Source organism: Aeromicrobium choanae (assembly GCF_900167475.1).
Classification (GTDB): domain Bacteria; phylum Actinomycetota; class Actinomycetes; order Propionibacteriales; family Nocardioidaceae; genus Aeromicrobium; species Aeromicrobium choanae.
On sequence record NZ_LT796768.1, the window covers coordinates 2,745,992 to 2,766,681 of the forward strand.

The window sequence follows — 20,690 nt, forward strand, 5'->3', positions numbered from 1 at the left end:
TGTGCGACGTGTGGCCGCAGCCCGTAGCGTCGACGACATGACGGTTCCCACGCTCACGCTCAACAACGGCGTCCAGATCCCGCAGTTCGGCTATGGCACCTGGCAGGTCCCGCCCGAGTCGGCCCAGGACCGGGTGACCGAGGCTCTCGATCTCGGCTATCGCCACATCGACACGGCCCAGATGTACGGCAACGAGGCCGGCGTCGGTGCGGCGATCGCCGCCTCCGGCCTGGCCCGCGACGAGGTCTTCGTCACCACGAAGCTCAACAACAACCGGCACGATCCCGCCGTGGTCGCCGGCTCCCTCGACGAGTCGCTGGAGAAGCTCCAGCTCGACCGGGTCGACCTCTTCCTCATCCACTGGCCGCTCCCGACGACCGACATCGACTTCGTCGACACCTGGCGGGCGATGGAGGAGGTCTACGCCGCCGGCAAGGCGCGCGCGATCGGCGTCTCCAACTTCCAGCCGTCGCACCTGCGCCGCGTCGTGCAGGAGGGCACGGTCGTCCCGGCGGTCAACCAGGTCGAGATCCACCCCTACTTCACCCAGGACGACCTGCGCGCGGTGAACGTCGAGCTCGGCGTCGCGACCGAGGCCTGGTCGCCCCTCGCGCAGGGTCAGGTGTTCGACGACCCCGCGTTGCAGGCCATCGCGGGCACCACCGGCCGGAGCGTCTCGCAGGTGGTGCTGCGCTGGCACCTGCAGCGCGGCGACATCGTCTTCCCGAAGGCCTCGTCCGTGGAACGGCTCAAGCAGAACTTCGACGTCTTCGACTTCGAGCTCTCGCCTGCCGACATGGGCGCGATCTCCGCCCTCGACGCCGGGCGCCGCATCGGTCCCGACCCGGACACGATGAGCTGGATCCCGAAGGACTGACCGAAGTTTCCCCTGTTAACAGGGGAAACCACCGCTATGCGGGGGAAGTTTCCCCCGCATAGCGGTGGGAAACCCCGCACGGTGCGCCTCTCCGCGTGCCCGAGCGGTCCCGGCTCAGCTCTCGAAGGAGTGCTCGGCCGCGGGGAACGATCCGTCGGCGACCTCGCTCTGGAACTGGTCGACGGCGCCGGAGATCACGCTGCGCAGGTCGGCGTACTTCTTGACGAAGCGCGGCGCCCGGCCCGAGCGCAGGCCCAGCATGTCCTGCCAGACGAGCACCTGTGCGTCGCAGCCGGCGCCGGCGCCGATGCCGACCGTGGGGATCTGCAGCTTCGAGGTCACCTCGGTGGCGACGGGGGCGGGGACCATCTCCATGACGACGGCGAAAGCGCCGGCCTCCTGGACCGCCAGGGCGTCGTCGACCAGCTTCTGGCTCGCGTCGCCGCGGCCCTGCACGCGGTAGCCGCCGAGGTTGTGCTCGGACTGCGGCGTGAAGCCGATGTGCGCCATCACGGGGATGCCGCCCTCGGTGAGCTTGCGGATCTGGGGCGCCATCTCGGCGCCGCCCTCGAGCTTGACGGCGTGCGCGAGGCCCTCCTTCATGAAGCGGACGCTCGTGTCGTAGGCCTGCTCGGGCGAGCGCTGGTAGGACCCGAACGGCAGGTCGGCGACGACGAGCGAGCGCTGGACCGATCGCGTGACCGCCTTGACCAGCACGAGCATCTCGTCGACCGTGACGGGCAGCGAGGACTCGTAGCCGTAGACGTTGTTCGCGGCCGAGTCGCCCACGAGCAGCACCGGGACGCCCGCCTCGTCGAAGAGCTGGGCGGTGTACTGGTCGTAGCTGGTGAGCATCGCCCACCGGTGACCTTCGGACTTCCACTTCGCCAGGTGGTGCGTACGGACCTTGCGCACGTCGGGGGAGGCGGTGGGACGGGAACCGTACGGTGCGGGCTCTTCAGTCATGCAGCACAGGCTAGTCCCCGGCGGGGAGCCGCTCCGGACCCGTAGACTGCTCGGGACCTCGAACCCGTTGCTGCAAGGAACCCGTGTCGACCTCGCCCGCCTCGATCCCCACGCGGATCGGCCGACGGCTCGCCCTGCGCGAGCACCGGTGGTTCTGGACGGTCTTCGCCCTGCTGCTCGTCCCGATCGTCGTCTGGTACTTCGCGCGGCTCGGTGAGGGCTGGCTGCCCCAGGGCGACGACGCGATGATCGCCATTCGCGCCCACGACGCCTGGTCGGGCCACTGGCCCCTCGTGGGCATGCGCTCGACCAGCGACCAGACCGTCGAGGGCGTCTACGCCTATCACCCCGGGCCGCTCGAGTTCTACGTGATCGGGCTGCCCTACCTGCTGTCCGGCTGGCACGTGTGGGGGCTGCTGCTCGGCTGCGCGCTCGTGACGGCGGCGTTCGTCGGGGTGTCGCTGTGGTCGGGCTACCGCGCGGCGGGCCGTCCCGGACTGCTCGCGATGGCCGGCGCGACGATCACGCTCTACGGGCTGTTCGGGTCGGTGCTCGTGCTGCCCTGGAACCCGTGGCCCACCGTCTTCGGGCTGCTCGCCAGCCTCGCCGTGGCGTGGCGGATGCTGCTGGGGCACCGCGGCCTGTGGCCGTTGTTCATGATCTGCGTCAGCTGGACGGGACAGGCCCACCTCGGCGTCACCCCGATCGTCGGACTCCTGGGCGTCTGGATGCTCCTCCTGACGATCCGCCGCTGGTGGCGCGGGTTCCGCAGCAGGCCCGGCGAGGTCGGGCGCACGCTCCTGGTTGCCTTCGTCTGCTGGCTCGGCCCGATCGTCGAGGCCCTCACGTACTCGCCGAACAACGTCGGTGAGATCGCCGCCCTCACCACCGCGGAGAAGACCCAGGACACCTCCGTCGCCGACTCCTGGATCCACGTCACCCACATGGTGTTCCCGTGGGTGCGCCACTGGCGCGACGGTGGGCAGCTGACGTACCCGGCGGTCGGCCTGTTGGTCCTCGGCGTGGTCGCCGTGGCCTGGCGTTCCCGCGACCGGCGCCGCCGGCGGCGCATCGACCGCGACGTCGACATCGCCACCAGCGCGGTGGTGGTCGGGCTGTTCGCGGTGGCCGCCACCTTCTGGGCCGGCACCCGCACCGGCGGCGACCTGCGGATCGTCTACCTCGACTTCACGATGGCCGGGCCGGTCTTCTTCACCGCCGCCCTCGCGCTGTGGGGGTTCCACCGGGTCCGCCTGCGGCTCGAGCGTCGCGGTGCCGGCGCCGACCGGATCCGTGGCTTCACCGTCGCGGCCGCGGCGGCGGCCGTGCTGCTGCCGATCCTCGGCACCCTCGCGGGCTCGGCCTCGGTCCGCACGTTCGTCGAGGCGGGCAACGAGGTCAACGCCGAGCAGGCGCGGCTCGTGGTCGACGAGGTCGTCCCCGCCCTGAGCGAGGCCCCGTACGCCGACCTGCCCGTCGAGGTCGAGGGCGTCGGCTTCACGGCGTGGGGGAGTGTCGGACCCGCGGTGTCGCACCGGCTCGTGGTCGAGGGCCGCCCCGTGTACTACGAGTCGTGGTGGCCCAAGTCGGCCGATGACGACCACCGCCGCCCCCGGGACATCGAGGGGACCCGCGTGGTGGTGCGGCTCGAGGAGCGCGCCGGAGGGGCTTCGTGGGAGGAGCCCGCGGAGCCGGTCGACGAGACCCTCACCTTCCCGCTGCTGACCGACGAGGACGGCGGCGAGATCCGCGTGCTCCTGTCGGTGCGCGGCGACTGAGCGGCGTCTAGAGGCTCTCGCGCCAGCGGTTCGTGATCGGCACGCGACGGTCGCGACCGAAGTTGCGCTTGCTGACCTTCGGGCCCGGCGGGTACTGACGACGCTTGTACTCCGCCCGGTCGACCAAGGTGATGACCTTCTCGACCAGCTCGGGGTCGAAGCCCTCGGCGACGACGTCGGCCGACCCGAGGTCACGCTCGACGTAGGCGTCCAGGATGCCGTCGAGCACGGGGTACGGCGGGAGGCTGTCGGAGTCGCGCTGGCCGGGGCGCAGCTCGGCCGACGGCTCCTTGGAGATCGTGTTCGGGGGGATCGGCGGCGTCTCGCCCTGCGACTCGGCCCACGCGTTGCGCCACTTCGCGAGCTCCCACACGATCGTCTTCGGCACGTCCTTGATCGGCGCGTAGCCGCCGACGGCATCGCCGTAGATCGTCGAGTAGCCGGTGGCCAGCTCGGACTTGTTGCCGCAGGCGAGGACGAGGTGGTTCTCGGCGTTCGACAGGCCCATCCAGATCACGGCGCGGATGCGGGCCTGCAGGTTCTCCTCGGCGATGCCCTCGAGGTGCAGCGCGTCCTGGTACGAGTCGAAGATCGGCGCGATGGCGATGGTGCGCAGGTCGAGCCCGGTGCGCTCGGCCTGGTCGGCGGCGTCGGAGCGCGAGTGCTCGCTGGACCACGCGCTGGGGTTCGAGACGCCGAAGACGCGGTCGGCGCCGAGGGCGTCCACCGCGAGCGCCGCGACCAAGGTGGAGTCGATCCCGCCGGACATGCCCAGCAGCACCGACGGGAACCCGTTCTTGTCGACGTAGTCGCGCAGGCCCAGCACGATGGCCTGCCAGCGCTCGCCGAGGTCGTCCCACCGCTCCGCGATGCTGCCGTTGACGGGCTCGTACGCGGACAGCGGGTCGCTGCTGAGGACCGTCCGCTCGACCAGCAGGCCCTCGAACCGCGTGCCGGGCTCGGGCATCTGCGCCGTGGCGGCCTGCAGGTCGAGATCGGCGATCAGCAGCTCGGGCTCGAACTGCCTCGCGCGGGCCACGACCTCGCCGCGGGCGTCGACCACGAGCGAGTCACCGTCGAAGACGAGCTCGTCCTGGCCGCCGACGAGGTTGGCGTAGGCCAGCGCACACTCGCCCTCGACCGCGCGGCGCGCGCACAGCTCGAGGCGCTCGTCGTCCTTGGCCGCCTCGTAGGGCGAGCCGTTGAGCACGACGAGCAGGCCGGCCTCGGCGGACTTTGCGGCCCTGGAGGGGCCTTCCTGCCAGATGTCCTCGCAGATCGCGATCGCGATGTCGACGCCGTGGACCTGGATGATCTGGGTGCGGTCGCCGGCGACGAAGTGGCGGAACTCGTCGAAGACGCCGTAGTTGGGCAGGTGGTGCTTGTCGTAGCGGGTGACGACCTCGCCACCGGTGATCACCGAGGCCGCGTTGACCGGCGCGTTCTTGGGCACGCCGAGGCGGTCGGCCACGTCGGTCGCACGATCGAGGTGTCCCACGATGACGACGAGGTCGCCCAGGCCCTCCTGCGCGAGGCGCTCGGCCAGCGACGTCACGGCCGCCTGCGAGCGCTCGATGAAGGACCGCCGGTAGGCGAGGTCCTCGATCGGGTAGCCGGTCAGCACCATCTCGGGCGTGACCAGCACGTGCGCCCCGGCGGCATGGGCGTCGCGCGCCTGCTGCAGGACGAGCTCGAGGTTGCCGTCGACGTCTCCGACGACGGCGTTGATCTGAGCGAGGGCGAGGCGAAGTTGCGGCACGGTTCCCAGCCTAGGGCGTGTCGTGGGGTGCAGCCGGGCGGCGGCAAACGGCCGCGCGCGGGTCGCCCGAGCGCGGCCCTACACTGACCGCATGGGTAAGCAGGAGGACTTCGTCCTACGCGCGATCGAGGAGCGGGACGTCCGCTTCGTCCGGCTGTGGTTCACCGACGTGCTCGGCTCGCTGAAGTCGGTGGCCATCGCCCCGACCGAGCTCGAGGGTGCGTTCGAGGAGGGCATCGGCTTCGACGGCTCCGCCATCGAGGGCTTCGCCCGCGTGCACGAGGCCGACATGCTGGCCAAGCCGGACCCGTCCACGTTCCAGATCCTCCCGTGGCGTGGCGAGACCCCCGCCACGGCGCGCATGTTCTGCGACATCGCGATGCCCGACGGCAGCCCGTCCTACGCCGATCCGCGCTACGTGCTCAAGCGTGCGCTGGCGAAGGCGGCCGACGCCGGCTTCACGTTCTACACGCACCCCGAGATCGAGTTCTTCGTCTTCAAGAGCAAGCCCGAGCCGGGCACCCGCCCGGTCGCGGTGGACGACAGCGGGTACTTCGACCACACGGCCCAGGGCGCCAGCCAGGACTTCCGCCGCGAGGTCATCACGATGCTCGAGGCGATGGGCATCTCGGTGGAGTTCAGCCACCACGAGGGCGGCCCGGGCCAGCAGGAGATCGACCTGCGCTACGCCGACGCGCTGTCGATGGCCGACAACATCATGACGTTCCGCACGATCGTGCGCGAGGTCGCGCTGAGCCAGGGCAAGTGGGCCTCCTTCATGCCCAAGCCGTTCACCGACCACCCCGGCTCCGGCATGCACACGCACGTGTCGCTGTTCGAGGGCGACGAGAACGTCTTCTACGAGGCCGGCGCCGAGTACCAGCTGAGCAAGACGGGCCGCGCGTTCATCGCCGGCGTCCTCGAGCACACGCCCGAGATCACCGCCGTCACCAACCAGTGGGTCAACTCCTACAAGCGTCTCGCGTGGGGCGGCGAGGCACCGAACTACGTGTGCTGGGGCCACAACAATCGCTCCGCGCTCGTGCGGGTGCCGATGTACAAGCCGCACAAGTCCGGCTCGGCGCGCGTCGAGCTGCGCGCCCTCGACTCGGCGTGCAACCCCTACCTCGCGTACGCGCTGATCCTCGCCGCCGGGCTCAAGGGCATCGAGAACAGCTACGAGCTGCCGCCCGAGGCCGAGGACGACGTCTGGTCGCTCAGCGAGAACGAGCGTCGTGCGATGGGCATCGCTCCGCTCCCGCGCAACCTCGACGAGGCGATCCGCACGATGGAGAACAGCGAGCTCGTCGCCGAGACGCTGGGCGAGCACGTCTTCGACTTCTTCCTGCGCAACAAGCGCGCGGAGTGGCAGGACTACCGCTCGCAGGTCACGCAGTTCGAGATCGACCGACTGATGCCGGTCCTGTAGCTCCCGTGACCCGCACCCGCTTCTCGGACCCGGAGACCGCCACCGCGAACCTCGCTCGGCTCGGCTCCGTCTCGCCCGAGTTCGTCGACCAGATCGCCGCGGTCGCCGATCCCGACGGCGCGCTCGCGTCGCTCGTGGCGCTCGCGGAGACCGACGAGGGGCCGCGGCTGATGGCCGCGCTGGAGGACGACCCCGTGCTGCGGCAGCGCGCGATGATCGTGCTGGGCACCAGCCGTGCGATCGGCGAGTTCTGGCGACGTCACCCGGAGTACGTCCTCGACCTGGTGGGGGAGCGCCTGCTGGAGCGGCCCGCCACCGAGCCGGAGTACCGCGAGTGGCTCGCCGACGTGACCGACCCCGACGCGCTGCGCGTGCGCTACCACCGCGAGCTGGCCGCGATCGCCGCGCGCGACCTCAACGCCCACACCACGTTCAAGCAGTCGTCAGCCGAGCTGTCCGACCTCGCGGTCGCCACGCTCGACGCCGCCCTGCGGATCGCCGGCGACGAGGAGGACGACTCCGAGCTCGTCCGCGTGGCCGTCATCGCGATGGGCAAGACCGGCGGACACGAGCTGAACTACGTGAGCGACGTGGACGTCATCTTCGTGCACGAGCCGGTCGAGGGCGCCGACGAGCAGCGCGCCGCGGCCGCCGCCACGCGGATGGCGAGCGCGATCATCCGGATCTGCGGCGACCACACCGCCGAGGGCACGATCTGGGAGGTCGACCCGAACCTGCGTCCCGAGGGCAGGCACGGCCCGCTGAGCCGCACCCTGGGCAGCCACATCGCCTACTACGACCGGTGGGCCGTCACGTGGGAGTTCCAGGCGCTGCTCAAGGCCCGGTACGCCGCCGGCGACCGCGAGCTGGGCGAGGCGTACCTCGAGGCGCTCCAGCCGATGGTCTGGAAGGCGGCCGAGCGCGACGACTTCGTGCCCGAGGTCCGCCGGATGCGCCGGCGCGTCATCGAGAACATCCCCGCGGCCCACCGCGATCGCCAGCTGAAGCTCGGCAGCGGCGGCCTGCGCGACGTCGAGTTCGCCGTCCAGCTGCTGCAGCTCGTGCACGGCCGGGTCGACGAGCAGATCCGCAGCCCCAACACCCTCGAGGCCCTGCGAGCGCTCACCGACCGCGGCTACGTCGGACGCCGCGACGGCTCCGCGCTGGAGGAGGCCTACGAGTTCCTGCGTGCCCTCGAGCACCGGATGCAGCTGTTCCGGCTGCGCCGCACCCACCTGGTGCCCGAGGACGTCGACGATCTCCGGCGGATCGGCCGCAGCATGGGCTTCACCACGAATCCGGCCGACAACCTGGTCAAGGAGTGGCAGGCGCACCGGCGGATCGTCAGCCGCCTGCACGAGAAGATCTTCTACCGGCCGCTGCTCGAGGCCGTGGCGTCCCTCCCGGAGGACCGGCTGCGGCTCAGCACCGAGGCGGCGCAGGACCGGCTCGCGGCGCTGGGCTACAGCGACCCGAAGGGCGCGATGGCCCACATCGGCGCCCTCACCTCGGGCGTCACGCGACGGGCCGCCATCCACCGCTCGCTGCTGCCGGCGATGCTGTCGTGGTTCGCCGAGTCCCCGCAGCCCGATGCGGCGCTGCTCGCCTTCCGCCAGATCTCCGAGGAGCTCGGCGACTCGCCCTGGTACCTGCGCAAGCTCCGCGACGAGGGCAGCGGGGCCCAGCAGTTCGCGCACATGCTCGCCTCCAGCACGTACGTCACCGACCTGATCCGGCGCGCGCCCGACGCCGTGGCGCTGCTCGGCGACGACGAGGCGCTGGTGCCGCGCGACCTCGACCGGCTCGACACCGAGATGACGATCGCGGCCAAGCGGCACCAGATCCCCGACGGTGCCGTGCGTGCGGTGCGGCGGATCCGGCGCCGCGAGCTGTCGCGTGTCGCGATGTCCGACGTGCTGGGCCGGCTCGACGTCACCGAGGTCGGCGAGGCGCTGACGGCGATCAACACGGCCACGATCTCCGCCACGCTGGCCACGGCGGAGGCGGCCTGGTCCCAGGACCATGACAAGCCGCTGCCCACGCGGAACGCCATCGTCCTGATGGGACGGCTCGGCGGCCACGAGGCGGGGTACGGCTCCGACGCCGACGTGATGTTCGTGCACGACCCGGTCGAGGGCGCGGACGGCGACGAGGCGAAGGCGTGCGCCCTGTGGATCGCCCAGCTCATCCGCCAGATGCTGGGTGCCGCGGGCGCCGATCCCGCGCTGGAGATCGACGCCGGACTGCGCCCCGAGGGCAAGAACGGTCCGCTCGTCCGCTCCTTCGACGCCTATGCGGCGTACTACGCCAAGTGGTCGGACACGTGGGAGGCGCAGGCGCTGTTGCGCGCCGAGGCCGCCGTGGGCGATCCCGAGCTGTGCCGGCGGTTCACAGAGCTGATCGACCCGCTGCGCTATCCCGAGGGCGGTCTGTCGGCCTCGCAGGAGCGCGACATCCGGCGGATCAAGGCTCGGGTGGACTCCGAGCGGCTGCCTCGCGGTGCCAACCCGAACACGCACCTCAAGCTGGGGCGCGGGGGACTGGCCGACGTCGAGTGGACCATCCAGCTGCTGCAGATGCAGCACGCCCACCGGGTGCCGGCGCTGCGCACCACCCGCACGATCGACGCCCTGGAGGCGGCCGCCGACGCCGACATCCTCTCGGCCGAGGACACCCAGGCCCTCATCGAGTCCTGGCGCTTCGTGACCCGCATCCGCAACGGCGTGGTGCTGTGGCGTGCCAAGCCCGCCGAGTCGATGGTCGAGACCACCGCCGACCGCATCGGCCTCGCGCACCTCCTGGGCATCGGGCAGGACCACACCGAGGAGATGGTCAACGACTACATGCGGATCACGCGTCGGGCCCGCCAAGTGGTGGAGCGCGTCTTCTACGAGTGACCCCGAATCTCGGTGCGGGACGGCGAGTGGGCGCGGGTTAGCCTGAAGGCATGCTCTCGCGACTGCTTCCCCTCGTCCTGGCCGCCGGGCTGCTCTCGGCGGCTCCGGCGACGGCCGCGGGTCCCACTCCGGTCGCGCCGGCCGTGGCACCGACGTCGCAGCCGGCACCCCAGCAGATCGTCGTGCGCGAGGGCCCGAAGGTGAAGGGCACCCATCGGTTCGGCAAGACGCTCACCCGCTCGGTGGGCCGCTACTCCGTCGGCGGTCTGCAGGTCCGCACCCAGTGGCTGCGCGACGGCAAGCCGATCAAGGGCGCCACCCGCTGGAAGTACGAGCTCGGCGTTCGGGACGTCGGCCACACGGTGCGCGTCCGGGTCACCGTCAGCAAGCCGGGCTACCGCACCCTCACGCACCGCTCGCCGTGGCGCAAGGTCAAGCACGTGCGCGACGTGCGCCGCACGGTGAAGTACTCGATCGCCACCAACGGCTCGATGACCACGAGTGTGAAGACGTTCAAGCGCCAGGTCGCCGAGATCCTCGACGACCCGCGGGGGTGGCGTGCCGCCGGCATCAAGTTCAAGCGCGTGAAGTCAGGCGGCTCGATGACGATCGTGCTGGCCCAGGCCTCGCGCGTGCCCACGTACTCGAGCGTCTGCTCGTCCACGTGGAGCTGCCGCGTGGGCCGCCACGTGATCATCAACCAGGAGCGCTGGAAGCACGCCTCGCCGGCCTGGAACGCCGCGAAGGGCACCACCCTGCGGGGCTACCGCCACATGGTCGTCAACCACGAGACCGGCCACTGGCTCGGCTGGCACCACAAGTCCTGCGGCGGCAAGGGCCAGAAGGCCCCCGTCATGATGCAGCAGTCGAAGGGCCGCAACGGGTGCACCTTCAACCCGTGGCCGAAGCCCTCGGAGCGCAACGTGCCCCGGTACCGCTGAGGCAACACGTTGCACTAGTGCGAATTCGCTTCGACGCTGCACCGCTGCGCGTAGCCTCAGCGCATGGCTCAACGACGCTCCGACAAGGCGAATTACCTCGCACTGCTTGTCGTCGGGATTGTCCTGCTGGTGATCTCCGCAATGGGTGAGGCGCCGGCGGGGATGGCGCTAGGACTGCTGGCGCTCGCTGGGGCGGGGTTCTACTACTGGAAGACGGAGAAGGCTGACGGGGGGACTAACTGTCGATGCTGCCGGCGGATGGTCCTTCATCCGTCGCGGCTTCGGTCTCGGCCTGTCCGGAGCCGTGCCCGTGCCCCGGTACCGCTGAGGCACCGGGGCACGAGGCACGTGTCGATCAGCTCATGATCGACGCGCAGGTCTCGTCCTTCTCGAACGCCTGCTTCAGCCCCTCGTCGCTGGCGCTCAGCTCGGCGAGCGGTCCTTCGTAGCTGGACGACTCGGCGAGCGACTCGCTGACCTGCAGCAGGGTCGCCTGCATCTGGTCGGCGTCGGCCGTGCTGGCCGCCTTGAGGTTCTTGATGACGCCCTGGATCGTCTGGGCGCCCGTGTCGAGCGACTTCTTCGCCTGGTCGTAGGCGGCCGCGTCGACCTCCGGGGGAGTCCCGGCCTCCTGCAGCACCTGGGCCTGCGCTTCGAGTCGGTCGCGCAGCGTGCGCAGGAACGTCACGATGGCCTCCTTCGACTCCGCCGCGCTGCCGTCGGTGGCGGGCGGCTCGACGGGTGCGGTGGTCGGCTCGAGCGCCTTGCACAGCGACTGGGCCCACTTCTCCTGGGGAGTCGCCGTCGCCTCCGGCTCGTCGCTGGAGCCGGTGCAGCCGCCCAGCACGAGTCCCATCGCCGCACCGGCGAGCGCCACCCGGATGGTCCTGTTCATGTGTTGCCTTCCCGATCGGAACGAGGGAGGGCCCCACCGCGGCTGCGGCAGGACCCTCCCCGGTGTTCAGTTGATGATCACGCAGCTCACGGAGCGAGCGTCGCGGTCAGCTTGTTGCCCGAACCCGAGGCGAAGAGCGACAGGATGTCGTTCAGCGGGCCACAGCCCTGCAGCTTCGCGATCGAGTACGTGCTGGTGACCGTACCGCCCGCGAGCGGGTCGAAGCGGCCGTTGGACGCCAGGCGGATGTCGGACGGCTTGGACGTCTGGCACTTCGTGCCGCCGCCGAGCTTCAGGCCGAACGACTTGATCGAGGTGATCTGGATGTTCACCTTCGAGTCGGCGGTCAGCTGGCCGGTGGCGAGGTTGATGCCACCGTTGGTCTTGCCCACCGAGGTGAACGCGAGATCCGCGTCGACCGGGAGGAAGCCGAGAGCCTTCAGGCTCGCCTTGGTCTTGTCCAGCGTCAGATCGGCGACGAACTGGCCCGTGGCGAGGTTGAAGTCAGCCGCGACCTTGCCGTTCAGCGGGGCCGTGCCGTTGCCGGCCTTGATGGTCGTGCTGCCCTTGAGCTTGAACGGCACCTTGATGACCGGATCCTGGGTCGGAGTCGTGGTCGGCTCCGTCGTGGGCTCCGTGGTGGGCTCCGTGGTGGGCTCCGTGGTGGGCTCCGTGGTCGGCTCCGTGGTCGGCTCCGTGGTCGGCTCCGTGGTCGGCTCCGTCGTGGGCTCCGTGGTCGGCTCCGTGGTCGGCTCCGTGGTCGGCTCCGTGGTCGGCTCCGTGGTCGGCTCCGTGGTCGGCTCCGTCGTGGGCTCCGTGGTCGGCTCCGTCGTGGGCTCCGTCACGCCGATCGAGCCCAGTGCCAGGTCGGCAGGGCCGTTGCAGGCCAGGGTCGACGGGATGGTGGAGTTGTCGGCCTTGAAGATCGTCGCCGTGATGTTGAACGCGGCCGGCATGCCGATGACGACCGAGTCGACCGCGTAGTCGGGGGTCGTGATCGGCGGGACGGTGCCGGTGGCGGGGATGAGCCACGGCTCGTTGGCCACCTGCGGGATCGGCGTGCGGGGCGCGCCGAGGTTCGGGATGGCGATCGTGGTGGTCTGCCCGCCCGTGGTCAGGGTGACGGCGGAGTTGGTGGACGCACCCGACGCCTCGCGGCCACCGAGCAGCAGCGCGGTGGACTGGCGCAGCAGCTCCGGCATGGTGAGGGTGATGTTCACGGGGGTCTCGGGAATCACCTGACCCGGGGTCACGGTGTCCGGGACGCTGGTCGACGCGAGGACGCCGATGTCCTGGATGCCGAGGTTCAGTCCGCCGGCGACGACCTCACACTTGTAGAGGAAGTTCTTCTCCAACGTCACGTCCGCAGCGCTCGCGCTGGCGGCTCCAATCACACTGATGGCCCCGGCACTGAGGGCTGCAGCTGCCCCTGTCGCCAGGACCTTTCCGGTCTTCGTCATCTTCTTCACAAGGGTGTCCTTCTTTGGGAGTTGAGCCGACGCGTCGAGAGCGCGAGAGGTGCCCTCGTGAGAGCCGGCTGTGACAGACAACACACAACCTAGGGCCACGAAAACGAAAGTGCAACTAGTGGTTACAAAGTCAGTGATCACTTCGGTAACATTCGTCACACAACCTGTTTGGCCCCTGGAACGACGGGTGAAACTCCTTGTCGCAGACACGGCAAAGCGCACCGAATCAGCGATTCGGTGCGCTTTGCGAGCGGGTCAGGGAGGCGTCAGGCGGCCTGGGCGGCCTGCTTCGCCTCGCGCTTGGCCCGGCGCAGGGCCTTCGACTCGGGGGACTTGCCCACCTTGTACGGGTCCGACGGCTTCTTGGAGTAGACCGCCAGTTGGCGCGCCACGCTCATGAGCTGCTTGGACAGCCGGCCCTCGTTGTACCGCAGGCCGTACTTCTCGACGAGCCGCTGCACGTCGACCTTGACCTCGCGGTAGCGCCGCGCCGGGATGTCGGGGAACAGGTGGTGCTCGATCTGGTGGCTGAGGTTGCCCGTCATCACGTGGAAGGGCTTGGACCCGGAGATGTTCGCCGAGCCCAGCAGCTGGCGCAGGTACCACTGGCCGCGGGTCTCGTTCTGGGCGTCCTCCTCGTCGAACGTCTCGACATCGGCCGGGAAGTGACCGCAGAAGATGACCAGGAAGGTCCAGATGTTGCGGACCAGGTTGGCCGTGAAGTTGGCCGCGAGCACCGCCAGGGGCGCCCACCAGCCGACGAACGGGATCGCGGCGCAGGCGATGACGGGGTAGACGACGTAGTCCTTGAAGAGCTGACGCCGGACCTTGACGTAGGCGCGCTTCTTGCGCGCGATGAACTCCTCCTTGCTCATCTTGCCGCCGAGGTACTCGTCGAGCTCGATGCCGTGGTACATCACGCCCCACTCGAAGAAGAGCATGAGCAGGAACGCGAGCGGGAGGTTGAACCGGTGGTTCGGGTACCACGGCTGGCCATCGTCGATCCGCAGCAGGCCGTAGCCGATGTCGCGGTCCATGCCGTGGATGTTCGTGTACGTGTGGTGGATGAAGTTGTGGCCGTGCTTCCAGTCCTGCGCGGGGGCCACGTTGTCCCACTCGTAGCGCTTGCCGTCGATCATCGGGTCGTTCATCCAGTCGTACTGACCGTGCATGACGTTGTGCCCGATCTCCATGTTCTCGATGATCTTCGAGAGGGAGAGCAGGATGACGCCGGCGATGAAGGCGGGCGGGAAGATCGGCAGGAAGATGCCGATGCGGCCCAGCACCTCGAACCACTTCTGCACGCGGATGACGCGACGGATGTAGTCGGCGTCCTCCTGACCGAGGTTGTCGAGCACGCGCTGGCGCACGGCGTCGAGCTCCTGCCCGAACTCCTCGAGCTGCTCGTACGTCATGAGGTCGAGGCCGACCGTGGACTTGCGGTTCGGGTCATAGGCGTCGACGAGGGGGACGGGCGCCTGGTTGTGGGCCGACGCGCTGAGCGGCTCGATCGGCGCGTGCTTCGTGCGCTGGAAGAGGGACATGTTCTTCTCCTTCACAGATCCACCGCGACATCGCCCACCGGGACGTTGACGCAGACCTTGATCGTTTCGTCGGTGTCGGCACTGACCTCACCGCTGATGACATGGCGCACCGCGCCGTGGAGCTTCTTGACCGCGCAGGTGTTGCACACACCCATGCGGCATCCGTACTCGGGGGACAGTCCGGCTGCCTCGGCCTGCTCGAGGATCGTGGCGCCGGAGTTCGGGGCGTCGACGCCACTGGCGTCGAACGAGACGGCGCCAGTGGCGTCCTCGGCATCGAGGTCGACCGACGGCACCTTGAAGTACTCGGCCGTGAGCTGCTCGCGGGCGCCGAGGTCGGTGTAGAGCTCGGTGACCGTGGCGATGAGGCCTGCCGGTCCGCACACCCACGTGGGGGTGGTGGCCGGGTCGAGCCCGACTCCGCGCAGGTGGTCGAGCGTGATGCGGCCGTTCAGCCTCGCGTCGGGCTCGGGGTCGCGCGTGTAGACGCGGACCAGGTCGACGAACGGCAGCTCGGCCATCGCGTCGAGCTCGATCGAGAACATCTCGTCGTCGCGCGAGCGCGCGTAGTGCAGGAAGGTGACGCGGCCCTGGTGGCCGCGGTCGGCCAGGGTGCGCAGCATGCTCATGACGGGGGTGATGCCGGAGCCGCCGCTGATCAGCGCGATGTGCTCGGGCACGTGCTTCGGCAGGACGAACTCGCCCGCCGCGGGGGAGAGGTACACGACCGTGCCGGGGCGCAGGCTGCCGGCGTGGAGGAACTGGGAGACGTAGCCGTCGGGGTGGGCCTTGACCGAGACGCTGAACAGGCCGTCCTTGCGCTCCGCCGAGCTCGAGACGCTGAAGACGCGGACCCGGCGGGTGCCCTCGACCTCGACGCCGAACTCCACGTGCTGGCCCGGGGTGAAGCCGGACCAGGCGCCGTTGGGACGCAGTACCACGGTGCTGGCGGCGCCGGTCTCGCGAATGACGTCGACGACGCGGCCACGGACGGCCTTCACGGTGAGCATGGGGTGCAGCAGCGTCAGGTACTCGTCAGGATGGTGAGGAGACGTCACCTTGGTGACGACCGGTGAGGCCAGGGCCTTGCGGATCAGTCCCATGGGACTCCTGTCGAAGCGGCGCGGCGAGCGGGGCGGTGTTCACCCGAATCAGTGAACATGTGTTCACCCAAGGATGGCAGGTGAGGCCGGGGTGGGTCAACACGACGTGCCGTGGCGTGGAACACGTGTTCACCGAGTCCGTCCGTCCGGCGGCGACGGGTGACGCCGTTCACCCGTGAGGGATGAGCCCGGTGCGACGCTTGCCCGGGCAGGATCTCGACCATGGACAGCCGGGCCGGGCACGCGACTCGATGGATCTCCCTCGTCGGGAGCTGCGCCGCGGCGGGGATGGTCTGGCTCGCGTTCGCCGATCTCGGGGTCGCGATCCCCACGATCGCCGACGACCTCGACGCGGACCTCGGCGCGCTGCAATGGGCGAACAACGCGTTCAGCCTCGTCACGGGAGCGCTGGTGATCGCCGCGGGCCGGTTCGGCGACGTCCTCGGACGCCGGCGGATGCTCGTCCTCGGCATCGTGCTGTTCGGCGCCTTCTCGGTCGTCGGCGCCGTGGCTCCCGACGTGCCCACGCTGATCGCGGGGCGCGCGCTCATGGGAGTCGGCGCGGCCCTCATCCTGCCCGCCACGCTCGCGCTGATCCCGCCACAGTTCTCCGGGCGGGAGCTGCTGACGGCGTTCGGCGTCTGGCAGGCCGTGGCGTGGGGCGGGCAGGCGGTCGGGCCGGCCGTCGGCGGCGCGATCACCGACGGCCTCGACTGGAGGTGGCTCTTCTGGATCAACCTGCCCGTCGCCGCGCTGTCCGCGCTCCTCGTGCTGCGGTACACCCCCGAGTCCCGGGACGAGGGCGCGTCGCGTCGCTCCGACTGGCCGGGCGTCGTCACGATCGCGCTCGCCGTGTTCGCGCTGCTCTACGCGCTCACCGACGGCCCGGCTGCCGGCTGGGACTCACCGATCGTGATCGCGATGTTCGTCGGCGCCGTCGCGCTGGCCCTCCTGTGGTGCGTGATCGAGGTGAACGCGAAGGCGCCACTGGTCGACCTGCGGCTCTTCCGGCTGCGCGACTTCGACGGTGCGCTCGTCGCGAACCTCACGATGAACCTCGCGTTCGCCGGACTGAGCTACCTGCTGGTGCTGTGGCTGCAGAACGTCCGGGGCTTCAGCGCCGTGGAGGCCGGCCTGCTCATGCTCCCGTCGACGGTGGGGATCTTCTGCTGCATACCCCTGGGCGGCCGGATGGACGCCCGCTTCGGGTCGCGGCGACCCGTGCTGATCGGCCTGGTCGTGATGAGCGCCGGACTGCTCGTGCTCGGGACGACGTCGAGCGACTCCTCGCTGTGGCTGATGGCGATCGGGCTCGTCGTGGTGGGCCTCGGGCTCGGTCTGCTCTCCACCCCGATCTCGAACACCGCCGTCGGCAACGTGCCGTCCCACCTCGCCGGGACGGCCGCCGGCGTCTTCAAGATGTCGAGCATGGTCGGCGGGGCGATCGGGGTCGCCCTGCTGAGTGCTCTCGGCCGGGGGCTCAGTGTCGGCGAGTGGACCGACGCCGCGGCCGCGTCCGGGGTGGAGCCGGGGACCATCGACGACCTCCGCGCCGCGCTGGTGAACTCCTCGTCGTTCGCCGACGCCCTGGCCACGCTCCCGGAGCAGACCCGCGCGCAGGTCACGGATGCGGCCATGTCCGCCTTCTCCGCCGGCGTGGGCGACGCGATGGTGGTCACGGGAGCGATCAGCCTCGTCGCCACCGTGGTCGTGTGGTTCCTCTGGCAGCGGCGCGACCGCACGCCGGTGGACTGAGCGAGATCCGGCCCGCGAGGCGGTGCCTCTAGGCTGGGCGCGTGTCCGAGGCCGTCAACGCGCGTCAGCTCCAGAAGGAGCGCACGCGTGGGGCGTTGCTCGACGCCGCGCTCGAGCTGAGCAGCGAGCAGGGCTTCGCCCAGACCAGCCTGCGACAGGTGGCCAAGCGCGCGGGTGTGGTCCCGGCGGCGTTCTACCGGCACTTCGCGTCCATGGACGAGCTCGGCCTGGCCCTCGTCGAGCGCTGCTTCGGGACCCTGCGCACGATGATCCGCGACGCCTCGCGCGATCCCGAGGTCTTCCTGCAGATCATCGACGCGGCCGCGCAGATCCTGATCGACGCGGTGAAGGAGAACAAGGCCGACTTCGCCTTCGTGGCGCGCGAGCGCGTCGGGGGGTCCGAGGCCGTGCGCCGGGCCATCGGCCACGAGCTCGACCTGTTCGTCTCCGAGCTCGCGGTGGTGCTGGCCCGCCTGCCCAACATCGAGACCTGGAGCGCCGACGACGTCCAGATGGTGTCGCGCCTCTTCGTCCGCAACATGGTCGCGAACGCGGAGGAGGTCGTCGAGATGCCGGCCGGGCGTCCCGACCTCGAGGAGAAGATCCGCGAGGGCGCGCGGCGGCAGATGCGCCTCATCGTGCTCGGCTTCAAGGACTGGCGCAGTTGAGCGGGACGTCACCGGCGTCCGGGCACGATGGAGGCATGACGAGTTCCGAGGCGTCCGAGTCCCTGGACCTCGGGGTCCTGCGCCAGCTGGCCGGGACCCCGCACGGACCGGTGGAGTTCCGTCGACGCCTGCGCGAGGCCCAGCAGCAGATGTCGGGCTTCCTGATGGAGTACAAGTTCGCCCTCGACGAGATCGAGACGAAGATCTCGATCCTGCGCGAGGAGTTCGAGCTGGCCCACGAGTACAGCCCGATCGAGCACGTGAAGTCGCGGCTGAAGTCGCTCGAGAGCCTCGTGGCCAAGGTGGACCGCACCGGCTGCCCCCGTGACCTGCCCACGGTCCGCGAGCGGATCCGCGACATCGCCGGCATCCGGGTGTCGTGCGTGTTCGTCGAGGACACGTACCGCTTCGCGCGGATGCTCACGCAGCAGCAGGACCTGACGGTGCTGGAGACCAAGGACTACATCGCCGAGCCCAAGCCCAACGGCTACCGCAGCCTGCACCTGATCCTCCAGCTGCCGGTGTTTCTCTCCGACCGCACGGTGCATGTGCCGGTCGAGGTGCAGATCCGCACGATCGCGATGGACTTCTGGGCCAGCGTCGAGCACCAGATCTACTACAAGTACGGCATGCACGTGCCCGAGCACCTGAGCGCCAAGCTCACCGAGGTGGCCGGCACCGCCGCCGACCTCGACGACCAGATGGGCCGCTTGCGCGAGGAGATCCGTTCCCTGAGCTGACGGGCATCGGCTAGAGTGACTAAGCAAGCGCTTAGTCAGGAGTTCTCCATGTCCGTGGTCCTGTCCCGTCGGGACGTCGATTTCCTTCTGTTCGACTGGCTCCGTGCCGCCGATCTCGCCCAGCGCGAGCGGTACGAAGAGCACTCGAAGGAGACCTTCGACGCCGTCCTCGACCTGTCCGAGACGATCGCCACCGAGCGCTTCGCGCCGATCAACCGGCTGCTCGACACGCAGGAGCCGGTCGTGGGGGAGGACGGCAAGGTCGTCCTGCCGGCCGAGCTCAGCGCCGCGCTGGCCGTGTACCGCGACTCCGGGATGCCCGCGGGCGTGTTCGACGCCGAGCTCGGCGGGATGCAGCTGCCCTTCGTGGTGAGCCAGGGTGCCTTCGCCTTCTTCCAGGCGGCGAGCGCCGCGGCGTCGTCGTACCCGTTCCTGTCCACCGGCAACGCCAACCTGCTGGTCGAGCACGGCTCGCCGGAGCAGGTCCGCGACTACGCCGTGCCCGTGATCGAGGGCCGCTGGTACGGAACGATGTGCTTGTCGGAGCCGCAGGCCGGCTCGTCGCTCGGCGACATCACCACGCGCGCCGTGCGCCAGGATGACGGCACCTACCGCCTGTTCGGCACGAAGATGTGGATCTCCGGCGGCGACCACGAGCTGACCGAGAACATCGTGCACCTCGTGCTGGCGAAGGTCGAGGGAGCGCCCCCGGGCGTCAAGGGGATCTCGCTGTTCATCGTGCCGAAGTACCTCGTCGAGGACGGTGTCATCGGTGAGCGGAACGACGTGGCGCTGGTCGGCCTCAACCACAAGATGGGCTGGCGCGGCACCACGAACACGCTGCTGAACTTCGGCGAGGGGCTCGCCACGCCCGGCGGCGCCCCCGGCGCGGTGGGCCACCGCGTGGGCGAGGAGGGCCAGGGCCTGGCCCAGATGTTCCACATGATGAACGAGGCCCGGATCTCGGTGGGGATGGGCGCGGTGGCGCTCGGCTACACCGGCTACCTGCACGCCCTCGAGTACGCCCGCACGCGCACCCAGGGCCGCGTGCCCGGCGCGAAGGACCCGTCCGCGCCGATGGTGCCGCTGACCCAGCACGCCGACGTCCGGCGCATGCTGCTGGCGCAGAAGTCCTACGTCGAGGGCGGTCTCGGCCTGCTGCTGTACTGCTCGCGCCTCATCGACGAGCAGCTCACGGGCGGCGACGAGGCCGCGAGGACCCGGGCCCACGACCTGCTCGAGGTGCTGACCCCGATCGCCAAGTCGTGGCCGTCCCAGTGGTGCCTGGCCGCGAACGACCTCGCCATCCAGGTGCACGGCGGCTACGGCTACACCCGCGACTACGCGGTGGAGCAGTTCTACCGCGACAACCGCCTCAACCCGATCCACGAGGGGACGCACGGCATCCAGAGCCTCGACCTGCTGGGCCGCAAGGTCATCGCCGGTGGGGGAGCAGGGCTGGCCACGCTCGTCGGCGCCATCAAGGAGACCACCACGCGCGCCGCCGCCGTCGACGGCCCGGCGGCCGCCTACGCCGCGCAGCTGGACGCGCGGGTGGACCGTCTCGTCGAGGTCACGTCGCAGCTGTGGGCCGGAGGTGACCCGGCGCTGGCGCTGGCGAACTCCGCCGTCTACCTCGAGGCCGCGGGCCACGTCGTGGTCGCGTGGATCTGGCTCGAGCAGCTGCTCGCGGTGGGCGACCGCTCGGACGCCTTCTTCGACGGCAAGCGCGCCGCGACCCGGTACTTCTTCGCGTTCGAGCTGCCGAAGGTCGACCCGCAGTTCGACCTGCTGGCGTCGCTGGACCGGACCGTGCTGGACCTGGATCCCGCGTCGCTCTGAGATCTGGGCGCGGGGTCGTCGTGAAGG

At 70.1% G+C, this 20,690-nt stretch carries 15 protein-coding genes; 9 read left to right on the forward strand and 6 right to left on the reverse strand.

Translation table 11 applies throughout. The features are described 5' to 3' along the window. Positions 1–37: 37 nt before the first annotated feature. The gene (locus tag B5D60_RS13290) at positions 38–877 is read left to right on the forward strand and encodes an aldo/keto reductase (protein ID WP_078700610.1); all 840 of its coding nucleotides are present in this window, start codon (positions 38–40) and stop codon (positions 875–877) included. Between the two features lie 114 nt (positions 878–991). Here B5D60_RS13290 and panB read toward each other — a convergent pair whose 3' ends face one another. Continuing rightward, positions 992–1,843, reverse strand: a complete 852-nt coding sequence (gene panB / locus B5D60_RS13295; protein WP_078700611.1) for a 3-methyl-2-oxobutanoate hydroxymethyltransferase — start codon at positions 1,841–1,843, stop codon at positions 992–994. An 83-nt stretch (positions 1,844–1,926) separates the two neighbouring features. Here panB and B5D60_RS13300 point away from each other — a divergent pair, with 83 nt between their 5' ends. Further along, complete coding sequence (locus tag B5D60_RS13300; protein ID WP_078700612.1) at positions 1,927–3,621, forward strand: hypothetical protein; 1,695 nt, start codon at positions 1,927–1,929, stop codon at positions 3,619–3,621. A gap of 7 nt (positions 3,622–3,628) precedes the next feature. Here the strand turns inward: B5D60_RS13300 and B5D60_RS13305 are convergent, their stop codons facing one another. Continuing rightward, positions 3,629–5,380, reverse strand: a complete 1,752-nt coding sequence (locus tag B5D60_RS13305) for an NAD+ synthase (protein WP_078700613.1) — start codon at positions 5,378–5,380, stop codon at positions 3,629–3,631. Positions 5,381–5,471: 91 nt separating this feature from the next. Here B5D60_RS13305 and B5D60_RS13310 point away from each other — a divergent pair, with 91 nt between their 5' ends. The 3 genes from B5D60_RS13310 to B5D60_RS13320 are packed head-to-tail and all read left to right on the forward strand — an operon-like array spanning position 5,472 to position 10,647. Then, positions 5,472–6,809 carry a glutamine synthetase family protein gene (locus B5D60_RS13310; protein WP_078700614.1) on the forward strand — a complete coding sequence of 446 codons (1,338 nt, stop codon included), beginning with the start codon at positions 5,472–5,474 and terminating at the stop codon, positions 6,807–6,809. Positions 6,810–6,814: 5 nt separating this feature from the next. Further along, positions 6,815–9,706, forward strand: a complete 2,892-nt coding sequence (locus B5D60_RS13315) for a bifunctional [glutamine synthetase] adenylyltransferase/[glutamine synthetase]-adenylyl-L-tyrosine phosphorylase (protein ID WP_153303019.1) — start codon at positions 6,815–6,817, stop codon at positions 9,704–9,706. Between the two features lie 50 nt (positions 9,707–9,756). Next, on the forward strand, positions 9,757–10,647 hold the full coding sequence (locus tag B5D60_RS13320) for a DUF3152 domain-containing protein (RefSeq protein ID WP_078700615.1): 891 nt from the start codon (positions 9,757–9,759) through the stop codon (positions 10,645–10,647). Between the two features lie 355 nt (positions 10,648–11,002). On the opposite strand, the gene B5D60_RS13325 is transcribed toward B5D60_RS13320, so the two are convergent. From B5D60_RS13325 to B5D60_RS13350, 4 genes are all read right to left on the reverse strand, one after another. Continuing rightward, the gene (locus B5D60_RS13325; protein ID WP_153303020.1) at positions 11,003–11,542 is read right to left on the reverse strand and encodes a hypothetical protein; all 540 of its coding nucleotides are present in this window, start codon (positions 11,540–11,542) and stop codon (positions 11,003–11,005) included. Between the two features lie 86 nt (positions 11,543–11,628). After that, positions 11,629–12,903: a DUF6801 domain-containing protein gene (locus B5D60_RS16810; protein ID WP_153303021.1), complete on the reverse strand. Its 1,275-nt coding sequence runs from the start codon at positions 12,901–12,903 to the stop codon at positions 11,629–11,631. Between the two features lie 374 nt (positions 12,904–13,277). Next, positions 13,278–14,555, reverse strand: coding sequence for a fatty acid desaturase family protein (locus B5D60_RS13345; RefSeq protein WP_078701436.1), 1,278 nt, complete (start codon positions 14,553–14,555; stop codon positions 13,278–13,280). An 11-nt stretch (positions 14,556–14,566) separates the two neighbouring features. Further along, complete coding sequence (locus B5D60_RS13350) at positions 14,567–15,658, reverse strand: ferredoxin reductase (protein ID WP_197684322.1); 1,092 nt, start codon at positions 15,656–15,658, stop codon at positions 14,567–14,569. 222 nt (positions 15,659–15,880) lie between these two features. On the opposite strand from B5D60_RS13350, the gene B5D60_RS13355 reads away from it, so the two are divergent. The 4 genes from B5D60_RS13355 to B5D60_RS13370 are packed head-to-tail and all read left to right on the forward strand — an operon-like array spanning position 15,881 to position 20,663. Beyond that, positions 15,881–17,413, forward strand: coding sequence for an MFS transporter (locus B5D60_RS13355; protein WP_078700619.1), 1,533 nt, complete (start codon positions 15,881–15,883; stop codon positions 17,411–17,413). Positions 17,414–17,454: 41 nt separating this feature from the next. Continuing rightward, the gene (locus tag B5D60_RS13360) at positions 17,455–18,081 is read left to right on the forward strand and encodes a TetR family transcriptional regulator (protein ID WP_078700620.1); all 627 of its coding nucleotides are present in this window, start codon (positions 17,455–17,457) and stop codon (positions 18,079–18,081) included. A gap of 35 nt (positions 18,082–18,116) precedes the next feature. Then, a complete protein-coding gene (locus B5D60_RS13365; RefSeq protein ID WP_078700621.1) occupies positions 18,117–18,821 on the forward strand; it encodes a GTP pyrophosphokinase in 705 nt (234 codons plus the stop codon). Positions 18,822–18,869: 48 nt separating this feature from the next. Further along, positions 18,870–20,663: an acyl-CoA dehydrogenase gene (locus B5D60_RS13370; protein WP_078700622.1), complete on the forward strand. Its 1,794-nt coding sequence runs from the start codon at positions 18,870–18,872 to the stop codon at positions 20,661–20,663. Positions 20,664–20,690: the final 27 nt, after the last annotated feature.